The sequence below is a fragment of the Micromonospora sp. NPDC093277 genome (assembly GCF_044765245.1).
Taxonomy (GTDB): Bacteria; Actinomycetota; Actinomycetes; order Mycobacteriales; family Micromonosporaceae; genus Micromonospora.
On the sequence record NZ_JBIWJO010000030.1, the window covers coordinates 1 to 10,120 of the forward strand.

A 10,120-nucleotide genomic window follows, 5' to 3' on the forward strand; every position below is an offset into this window, starting at 1 on the left:
GGCGGTGATGCCGGCAGCGGTCAGGACGGTGTTACGCAGCATGGTGTTCTTACGCATGATGATCAGAGCCTTTCGTTCGGGGGTTACGCGACAGGGCCCGCGATGGGGGGTGCGGGTGTCGCGTGAAGGGGGAAAGTCTTTGGGGGTGTGGGCCCGGCGGCGTGGCCTGCTCGGGTGGCCCGGGGGGTGTAACGACGGCCAGTGGCCGGTCATTCCGGCCCGGCTCGGCGGTGTGGCCTGCTCGGGTGGCCCGGGGGGTGTAACGACGGCGGCTGGCCGATCATTCCGGCCCGGCTCGCGGGTCGGGCCCGGCTTTGCACGCGGTCTGCCCTGTACAACGCCCCCGCCCCCGGCATGATTCCGCCCCGTGGGTGGCCTCGGCCACGGCACACCCCGCCGCAAATCACCCACCCCGCCCACACCTGCAGGGGCCGCCGACGTCGTGGCGTCGATCATGGGACTAGTGGAATCAGACAAAAGCGCCGATCGGGATGGAACGGGTGCCGCAAGTTCATGATCGACACGCCGGATCGCGGGCGGGCGGGGTGTGGGCAGGGGATGGCCGGACCGGCCCCGGTCGAGAGCGTGCCCACCCAAGTGATCCGGACATTCGGCGCAGGCGGCGCGCGCCGCCCGGAGAGGGTGACCCGGGATGCGGCATGTGGTGGCCTTCCGAAGGCCGGTGACCACCGCATGCGGCACGTGGAGTGGATCAGGGCGTGCGAAGCGGGCGGGTCAGGGCGCAGTAGCCCAGGGGTCGCGCTTGGGCGGGGCGCGGCATGTTGGGGTGACTCGGGATGCGGCATGTGGTGGTCTCCCGGAGGCCGGTGACCACCGCATGCCGCACATGGAGTGGATCAGGGGCGTGCGAAGCGGGCGGGCCAGGGCGCAGTAGCCCAGGGGCCGCGCTTGGGCGGGGCGCGGCATGTTGGGGTGACTCGGATGCGGCATGTGGTGGTCTTCCGAGGGTCGGTGACCACCGCCTGCGGCACGTGGAGTGGATCAGGGGCGTGCGAAGCGGGCGGGTCAGGGCGCAGTAGCCGAGGGGGTCGCGCTTGGGCGGGGCGCGGCATGTTGGGGTGACTCCGGGATGCGGCATGTTGTGGTCTCCCAGGCGTGGGAGACCACCATTTGCGGCACGTGGAGTGGATCAGGGCGTGCAACCGGGCGAGTGGCGCGCAAGCGGGCGGGCGGCGCGCAAGCAGGGGGCGGTCAGGAGCGGTCAGGGGCAAGCAGGGGGCGGTTAGGAGATGGTCCGATCGAGTGTCCACAGGAGAGGAGCGGGCGGTGTGCCAACATGGTGTGGATGGAGATCTGGCACAACCCTTCCTGCTCGAAATGCGCTGGTGCCCGGGCGACCCTGGACGAGGCGCGGGTGCCCTACCGGCTGCGGGCGTACCTGACGGAGCCGCCGAGCACGGTTGAGCTGACCGAGGTGCTGCGCCGACTGGACGCGCGGGCCTGGGACATCTGCCGCACCGGCGAGCCGGCCGCGGCGGCCCTGGGCATGGCGGACTGGCCGCGCGACGACGCGGCCGAGCCGCGCTGGGTCGCCACGATGGTCGAGCACCCGGAGCTCATCCAGCGTCCGATCCTGCTGCTGGACGACGGGAGCGCGCTGGTCGGTCGTACCCCTGAGGCCCTGGACGAGGCGGTGCGCCGCGCGGACCGGTGAGCCGCGGGTCGGTCAGGGCTGGTCGTCGGGGGCGGGCCCGGTTGCGCGGGCGTGCCGCTCGCGCAGGCGGTCGTGGATCTCGTCCGGGGTGTACGCGCGGCGCCGCCGCTCCGCCCGGGCCACGACCACCCCGGTCGCCGCGACGCCAGCGAGGCCGGCCAGCCCGAGCACCTTCCACCACCGTATCCGTTGCCGCATCGGCTTAGGGTAGTCCTCTGTGAGCATCAGCCTGGACGAGGCCGTGGAGCTGACCCGGACCGGAGACGTGTGGGTGTTCCGCGGGCGCAGCGTGCCCGACCGCGCCATCCAGTTCACCACCAACAGTCCGGTCAACCACGTCGGCATGGCGCTGGTGCTGGACGACATGCCGCCGCTGATGTGGCACGCCGAGCTGGGGCGGTCGCTGCCGGACATGTGGACCGGCGCCCATCAGCGCGGCGTGCAGCTGCACGACCTGCGCGACGCGGTCTGCGTCTGGGCCAACCGGTACGGCCAGCGGGCCTGGCTGCGCCAGCTCGAACCGCCGGCCGACACCGCGATGGAGGAGGCGGTGCTGCGGACCGTGGCACGCCTCGACGGCACCCCGTTCCCGTCCACCGCCCAGCTCGCCTGGCGCTGGACGCGGGGCCGGGTGCCCAACCTGCGCCGTCGGCCGCCGTCCAGTCAGGAGGGCGGCGGTGCGCCGGTACCCGATCGGGCGCTGGAGACCGCGTATTGCGCCGAGGTGGTGGCGGTGACCTACGAGGCCATGGGGTTGCTGCCGGCCGGCCGCCGGCCCAACTGGTACGACCCGGGACGGTTCTGGAGCGGCGACGACCTCGAGCTGGCCGGGGGCGCCCAACTCGGGACGGAGATCGAGGTACGCATCCCGCCACGCTGACCGGGTCCGTCGGCCGGCCGTCGGCTTCCGGGTGGCGGAGGGGCCGGGTGGCGGGCCGAACCGGCGCGCCCCGATCGTCCGTTCTCCGCGTCCCGTTGACCGGACGGGCGGATCGCGGCGCCGCCGCTGGTCAGGGCCGGCCACCGTGGCTACGCTCGCGGGTCGGCGACGACGAGGGAGACGACGTGACGAGCGCCGGACCGGAACAGCCCTTCGCGGCACGGTCGGCATCGCGGATGGTGATGTCGTGGCCGTGGATCGTGGTGATGCTCGGTGTCGGTCTGTTCGTCGGCCTGCTGGTGATCGCGCTGCTGTCGATGCGGCGGGAGGAGCACCAGACGTTCTCGGCCCCTGCCCCGCCGCCGCGTCTGCCGACCGTCGGTGCGGCGGCCTCCGCCGGCCCGGAAACCGAAGCGCCGTTGGTTGCCACCGGCGTCACCGCCTCGCCGTCGGTGCCGTCCAGCGTCAGCCCGTCGCCGACGGCAACCTCGGTCCGGCCCTCGCCGTCGGCGCCCGCCTCGTTGGTGGCGCGAGCTCCGTCGGTGGCGCCTGCGAACGGCAGGGTCACCGCCCGCTTTGCGGCCACCGCGAGCGATCGGGACTCGTTCGAGGCCCGGCTGACCGTCACCAACGGCTCGGGACGGAGCCAGGAGTGGGTGGTGGAGCTGCAGTTCGCCGGCAACGTGAAGAGCGTGCGGGCGACGTCCGGCTCCGGGGTCTCGGTCGACAGGCCGGGCCACGGGGTCTTCGAGTTGCGCGGAGCCGGGCCGCTGGGGCCGGGACAGAGCATCACCGTGCAGCTGCGGTTCGGCCGGATGGGGAGCGGTGACCAGCCGGGTGGGTGCACCGTCAACGGGACGGACTGCGTCCTCGGCTGAGCATGTCCGCCAAAGGTTGACAGCCCGGTGCTTCCGGCGTCGTTGCTTGATCGCTACGCTCGCCCGACCGATTCGACAGGGGAGGGACCATGGGCACGCGTCGCGTACGCCCGTCACCGGGCGCCACCATCATCTCCTCACCCTGGATCGTCGTCTCGATCGGCGTGATCGTCATGGTGGTGCTGCTGGTTGTCGCGCTCGGCGCGGCACGGGGCCGGCGGACGTACGCCGACGGCACGCCGCCGGAGCCGGTGATGCCGCTGCCGGAGCTGTCGACGGCGGCCACGACCTCGTCCCCGCCGAGGCCGGACGGCACGCCGGTGCCGCGCGGGCCGTCGCCCGAGTCGCCCGTCGTGCTGCCGGGTCGACCCACGCCGAGCCTGTCGGCCGGCGCCACCGCGGGCAGTCGAGCCGCCCCTTCCTCGGCCGCGCCGCCAGCGGCACGGATCGCCTCGTCCGAGCCGTCGCCGGTCACCGGCCGGTACCGGGAGGTGGAGCGGTTCCATGGTGGCTTCATCGGCGAGGTGCTGCTGGTCAACAGCGGTGACCGGCCCAGCGGCTGGACGGTGACGTTGAGCTTCCCGCGGGGCCGCCTCACGTCGTCCTGGGTGGAGAGCGCGGAGCAGGGCACCGCGAGTTTCGCCGACGGGGTCTTCACGTACCGCAGCCGGGTGGACCTGGCGCCGGGGGCGTCGGTGGCGCTGCGGTTCCACATCGAGAAGACCGGCGACAGTCAGCCGGCCAGCTGCCTGGTCGGCACCATGGAGTGTGCCGGCCGCTGAAGGTCGCGACCGGGGCTCGCGTTGTGGCGGGCCGGGGCTCAGCATGCCATTTGTGCAAGCCCGCTGCTTTGTTACGACTCGGTTTGCAAACTATTGCAGAATGTTTCGGCAAGAGCTAGCGTGCGGGCGAATCAGCGACCAGAGAAAGGCCGTCGATGAAACCCCCGCCGATATCCGCCAAGGCCCTGCTCGCCCTGATCACCTCCGCCGCGCTCACCCTCGTCGCCGTACCCCAGGTCGCCGCCCAGGCCGGCGACCGTGCCGTGACCCCGGACGTCCTCGCGGCCGCCGGCGCGCCCCAGTGGAGCAAGGAGCCGTCCGCCGAGGCGCTGCTCAAGGCCGGCAGCAACGCCGCCCGGGCCGAGCAGTTCTACTTCGTCCTGCCGGACCGCTTCGCCAACGGCGACCAGCGCAACGACACCGGCGGCCTGACCGGCGACCGGCTCACCACCGGCCTGGACCCGACGGACAAGGGCTTCTATCACGGCGGCGATCTCAAGGGACTCATCGACAAGCTGGACTACATCCAGGGCCTGGGCACCACGGCGATCTGGATGGCCCCCATCTTCAAGAACCGGCCGGTGCAGGGCAGCGGCGCGGACGTCTCCGCCGGCTACCACGGCTACTGGATCACCGACTTCACCCAGGTCGACCCGCACTTCGGCAGCAACGAGGAGCTGAAGCGCCTGGTCACCCTCGCCCACCAGCGGGGCATCAAGGTCTACCTCGACATCATCGCCAACCACACCGCGGACGTCATCAAGTTCGCCGAGGACAGGTACGGCTACGTCGACAAGAAGACCGCGCCGTACCGGGACGCGCAGGGCCGGCCCTTCGACGACCGCAACCACGCCGACGGCAGCCGGGACTTCCCGCAGGTCAACGAGAAGTCGTTCCCGTACACCCCGACCTTTGCCAGCGCGGCCGACGCGAAGGTCAAGGTCCCGGCGTGGCTGAACGACCCGACCATGTACCACAACCGGGGCGACTCCACCTTCGCCGGCGAGAACAGCGAGTACGGCGACTTCTTCGGCCTCGACGACCTGTGGACCGAGCGGCCCGAGGTGGTCCGCGGGATGACCGACATCTACGCACAGTGGATCACACGGGCCGGAGTCGACGGGTTCCGCCTCGACACCGTCAAGCACACCAACCTCGACTTCTGGCCGCAGTTCGCCGCCGGCATCAACGCCGCCGCGCAGCGGGCCGGCAAGAAGGACTTCTTCATGTTCGGCGAGGTCTACAGCGCCGACCAGGAGATCGAGTCGACGTACGTGCGGCAGGGCGGCCTGCCCGCCACGCTGGACTTCTCCTTCCAGGAGGCCGCGCGCGGCTACACCGCAGCCGGCGGTTCGGCCAAGGCGGTCGCCGACGTGTACGCCCGGGACGACCTCTACGCCGCCCGGGACACCGACGCCAACCGGCTGACCACCTTCCTCGGCAACCACGACATGGGGCGGATCGGCTCGTTCATCGCCGCTGCCGGCGGGGACGACGCCACCCAGTTGCGCCGCGACCAGCTCGCCCACCAGCTGATGTTCCTCACCCGTGGCCAGCCCGTCGTGTACTCCGGTGACGAGCAGGGCTTCACCGGCCCCGGCGGGGACAAGGACGCCCGTCAGGACATGTTCGCCAGCCGCACGCCGGACTACCTCGACGACGACCTGATCGGCACCACCCGTACCCACGCCAGCGACCAGTACGACACCACCCACCCGCTCTACCGGACGATCGCGGAGCTTGGCCGGCTGCGGCAGGCCCACCCGGCGCTGCGCGACGGCATCCAGGTCACCCGGTACGCGCCCGACGGTCCCGGCGTCTTCGCCTTCTCCCGGATCCTGCCCGCCGACCGCGTCGAGTACGTGGCCGCGGTGAACAACGCCGGCACCGCGCAGACTGTCAGCGTGGACACCTGGTCGGCCGGTGCCACGTTCACCGGCGTGTACGGCGGTGCCGGCAGCTCGACGGCCGGCGCCGATGGCAGGCTGAGCGTGACGGTGCCGGCGAGGTCGGCCGTGGTGCTCCGGGCCGACCGGGCGATCCCGCAGGCCGGCGCCGGCCCGAAGATCACCGTCACCGAGCCCGGCGACACCCCGGTCGCCACCCGGGCCGCCGTCACCGCTCAGGTCACCGGCGACCCCCTCGCGACCGTCACCTTCGCCGCCCGGGTGCCCGGCGGCAAGTGGACCCTGCTGGGCAGCGCGCACCGGGCCCCGTACACCGTCCACCACGACCTGACCGGCCTGCCGGGCGGGACGGAGATCCAGTACAAGGCCGTCGTCCGCGACGGCAAGGGTCGCGTCGCCAGCACCCTGGCCACCGGCGTGGTCGGCACTCCGGCACAGAGCCCGTCGCGGGACTGGGCGATCGTGCACTACCAGCGCCCGGCCGGGGGGTACGCCGACTGGGGCCTCTACACCTGGGGCGACATCGACCCGGCGTACCAGACCGACTGGCCCGCGGGGCAGCCGTTCGCCGGCGAGGACTCGTTCGGCCGGTTCGCCTGGGTGAAGCTGAACCCGGGGGCGAAGTCGGTCGGATTCCTCGTGGTCGACCGGAACGGCGCCAAGGACGTCGAGAACGACCGCACGATCGACGTGACGCAGACCGGCGAGGTCTGGGTCAAGCAGGGTGACCCGGCGGTGTACCCGACCCGGCAGGCCGCCACCGGCGAGCCCGACCCGCCGGCCGACCAGAACACCGCGGTCCTGCACTGGCGCAAGGCGGACGGGAACTACGACGGCTGGGGCCTGCACCTGTGGGACGGCGCGGCCAACCCGACCGACTGGGGGAGCCCGCTCAAGCCGGAGAAGATCGACTCCTTCGGCGCGGTGTTCCGGGTGCCCCTGGCCGCCGGGGCCACCGGGCTGAACTACATCGTGCACCGCGGCGACGAGAAGGACCACCCGGAGGACCAGCGGCTCGACCTCGCCACCGCCGGGCACGAGGTCTGGCTGCTGGCCGGGGTCAAGGGCCGGCTGCTGCCGTCGACCTCCTCCGGGGTCGCCAAGGACCTCGACATCACGAAGCAGAAGGCGCAGTGGATCGACCGGTCCACGATGGCCTGGCAGACCGGCCCGACCGACGGCAAGCGGTACGCCCTGGTCGCCGCCCCGACCGGCGGGCTGAGCGTCGTCGACGGCGAGCTGACCGGGTCGTACAGCACGCTGCCGTTGCGGGCCGAGCGCAACGGGCTCACAGAGGCCCAGCGGGCGGCCTGGCCGCACCTGTGGGACTACCACACGTTCACTCTCGACCGCGCCGACCTGGCCAAGGTGCCGGCGGCGCTGCGCGGGCAGCTCGTGGTGACCGAGCGCGATGCGCAGGGGCAGCTGCTCGGCGCGACCGGGGTGCAGATCCCGGGCGTGCTCGACGACGTCTACCGGGCCGCCACCACGGCCGAGTTCGGGCCGACGTTCGCTGGCAAGACGCCCACCCTGGCCGTCTGGGCGCCGACCGCCCGGACCGTGTCGCTGCAGCTCTTCGACTCACCGCAGGGGCAGCCGGCGACGGTGTCGATGAACCGCGACGACCGTACCGGCGTCTGGTCGGTGCGCGGCACCAAGGCGTGGGCCGGGAAGTACTACCGCTACCAGGTCGAGGCCTGGCAGCCGGCGGCGCAGAAGATCGTCACCGCGTCGGTCACCGACCCGTACTCGGTGGCCCTCGCGCCGGACTCGACGCACAGCCAGATCGTCGACCTGGACGACCCGGCGCTGGCCCCGGCCGGCTGGGCCAAGCTGCGCAAGCCGGCGGCGGTGCCGTCGTCGCAGGCGCAGATCCAGGAACTGTCGGTCCGGGACTTCTCCGTCGCCGACGACACCGTGCCGGCCGAGCGGCGGGGCAGCTACCTCGCCTTCACCGACCCGGACACGGCGGGCATGAAGCATCTCGCGGCGCTCGGCGAGGCGGGGGTCAACTACCTGCACCTGCTGCCGGCGTTCGACTTCGCCACCATCCCCGAGAAGCGGGCCGACCAGCGGCAGCCCGGCTGCGACCTGGCCGCCCTGCCGCCGGACTCCGACGGGCAGCAGAAGTGCGTCGCGGCGGTGGCCGACACCGACGGCTACAACTGGGGGTACGACCCGCTGCACTACACCGTGCCGGAGGGCGGCTACGCCGTCGACCCGGCGGGTGCGCGGCGGACCACCGAGTTCCGGCAGATGGTCGCCGGGATCAACCAGGCCGGCCTGCGGGTGGTGATGGACGTCGTCTACAACCACACCTCGGCCGCGGGCACCGACCCGAAGTCGGTGCTCGACCAGGTGGTGCCGGGCTACTACCAGCGGCTGCTGCCCGACGGCACGGTCGCCAGCTCGACCTGCTGCGCCAACACCGCCCCGGAGCACGCCATGATGGGCAAGCTCGTGGTGGACTCCCTGGTCACGTGGGCCCGGCAGTACAAGGTGGACGGCTTCCGGTTCGACCTGATGGGTCACCACCCGAAGGCGAACATCCTGGCCGTACGCGCTGCGCTGGACCGGCTCACCGTGGCCAAGGACGGTGTGGACGGGAAGAAGATCCTGCTCTACGGCGAGGGCTGGGACTTCGGCGAGGTCGCGGGCGACGCCCGGTTCGTGCAGGCCACCCAGGCCAACATGGCGGGCACCGGGATCGGCACATTCAACGACCGGCTCCGCGACGCGGTGCGCGGTGGCGGACCGTTCGACGACAACCCGCGGATCCAGGGCTTCGCGTCCGGGCTGTGGAGCGACCCGAACGGTGACGGCGTCAACGGGTCGGCGGCGGAACAGAAGGCCCGGTTGCTGCACCAGCAGGATTTGATCAAGGTGGGTCTCGCCGGCAATCTGCGCGACTACCGGTTCACCGACTCGTCCGGCCGGCAGGTCACCGGCGCCCAGGTCGACTACAACGGCTCGCCGGCCGGTTACACCGCCGCGCCGGGCGAGGCGGTCACCTACGTCGACGCGCACGACAACGAGATCCTGTACGACGCGCTGGCGTACAAGCTGCCGCAGGGGACCTCGGCCGCGGACCGGGCCCGGATGCAGGTGTTGGCCCTCGGCACCGTGGTGATGGGGCAGGGGACCGGTTTCGTGACGGCCGGCTCGGAGCGGCTGCGTTCGAAGTCGCTGGACCGCAACTCGTACAACTCGGGGGACTGGTTCAACCAGATCCGGTGGGACTGTGCCCAGGGCAACGGGTTCGGCGCGGGCCTCCCGCCGGCGGCGGACAACCAGAGCAAGTGGTCGTACGCCCGACCGCTGCTGGCCGACCCGAAGCTGGTGCCGGACTGCGCGGCGATCAACCTGGCCGACAGCCGGTACGCGGAGCTGCTGGAGATCCGGCGGTCCTCGCCGGTCTTCGGGCTGACCACCGCGGACCAGGTGCAGCAGCGGGTCGCCTTCCCACTCTCCGGCACCGCCGAGACCCCGGGCGTGCTCACCATGACCATCGACGGCCGGGGCCTGGACCGGACGTGGAAGTCCGTCACGGTCGTCTTCAACGCCACCGCGCAGGCGGCGACGCAGCGAGTCACCGGGCTGCGCGGCGCGGACGTGTCGCTGCACCCGGTGCTGCGCACGTCAGCTGACCCGGTGCTGCGTACCGCGTCGTTCGACCCGGGCACCGGCACGTTCACCGTGCCGGCCCGCAGCGTCGCGGTCTTCGTCGGGCAGTAGCACCACGACGACGGGAGGGCCCCAAGCCGCCTCGCTCGGATGGGGGCCCTCCCGCGTACGGGTTGACACCCTCCAGCCCTGCCCGGGCGATCCGTGCGGATCGTTGCCGAGCAGGGCCGGAGGAATCTGGCTGGTACGTACCGGCTGAGTTACCCGCCGTACCCGCTGTCAGTTGAAGCAGTCGCGGACGGTGCCCGCGCAGTTGGTCGGGTCGTTGTTGATCACGGTGGACTCGTCGTCCAGCTTGACCTTGCCGTCGTTGT

General features: G+C 72.1%; 6 protein-coding genes. 5 read left to right on the forward strand and 1 reads right to left on the reverse strand.

The window, feature by feature from the left end; genetic code table 11:
- Positions 1 to 1,306: 1,306 nt before the first annotated feature.
- Entirely contained in the window at positions 1,307 to 1,675 is a 369-nt protein-coding gene (locus tag ACIRG9_RS31330) for an ArsC/Spx/MgsR family protein (RefSeq protein WP_402864084.1), read from the forward strand.
- Positions 1,676 to 1,687: 12 nt separating this feature from the next.
- Here ACIRG9_RS31330 and ACIRG9_RS31335 read toward each other — a convergent pair whose 3' ends face one another.
- Positions 1,688 to 1,873, reverse strand: coding sequence for a hypothetical protein (locus ACIRG9_RS31335; RefSeq protein WP_402864087.1), 186 nt, complete (start codon positions 1,871 to 1,873; stop codon positions 1,688 to 1,690).
- Positions 1,874 to 1,892: 19 nt separating this feature from the next.
- Here ACIRG9_RS31335 and ACIRG9_RS31340 point away from each other — a divergent pair, with 19 nt between their 5' ends.
- From ACIRG9_RS31340 to pulA, 4 genes are all read left to right on the forward strand, one after another.
- The gene (locus tag ACIRG9_RS31340; protein WP_402864090.1) at positions 1,893 to 2,555 is read left to right on the forward strand and encodes a hypothetical protein; all 663 of its coding nucleotides are present in this window, start codon (positions 1,893 to 1,895) and stop codon (positions 2,553 to 2,555) included.
- A 185-nt stretch (positions 2,556 to 2,740) separates the two neighbouring features.
- A complete protein-coding gene (locus tag ACIRG9_RS31345; protein WP_402864093.1) occupies positions 2,741 to 3,433 on the forward strand; it encodes a hypothetical protein in 693 nt (230 codons plus the stop codon).
- A gap of 89 nt (positions 3,434 to 3,522) precedes the next feature.
- A complete protein-coding gene (locus tag ACIRG9_RS31350; protein ID WP_402864096.1) occupies positions 3,523 to 4,215 on the forward strand; it encodes a cellulose binding domain-containing protein in 693 nt (230 codons plus the stop codon).
- Positions 4,216 to 4,370: 155 nt separating this feature from the next.
- A complete protein-coding gene (gene pulA / locus ACIRG9_RS31355) occupies positions 4,371 to 9,857 on the forward strand; it encodes a pullulanase-type alpha-1,6-glucosidase (protein ID WP_402864099.1) in 5,487 nt (1,828 codons plus the stop codon).
- The last annotated feature ends 263 nt before the right edge of the window (positions 9,858 to 10,120 follow it).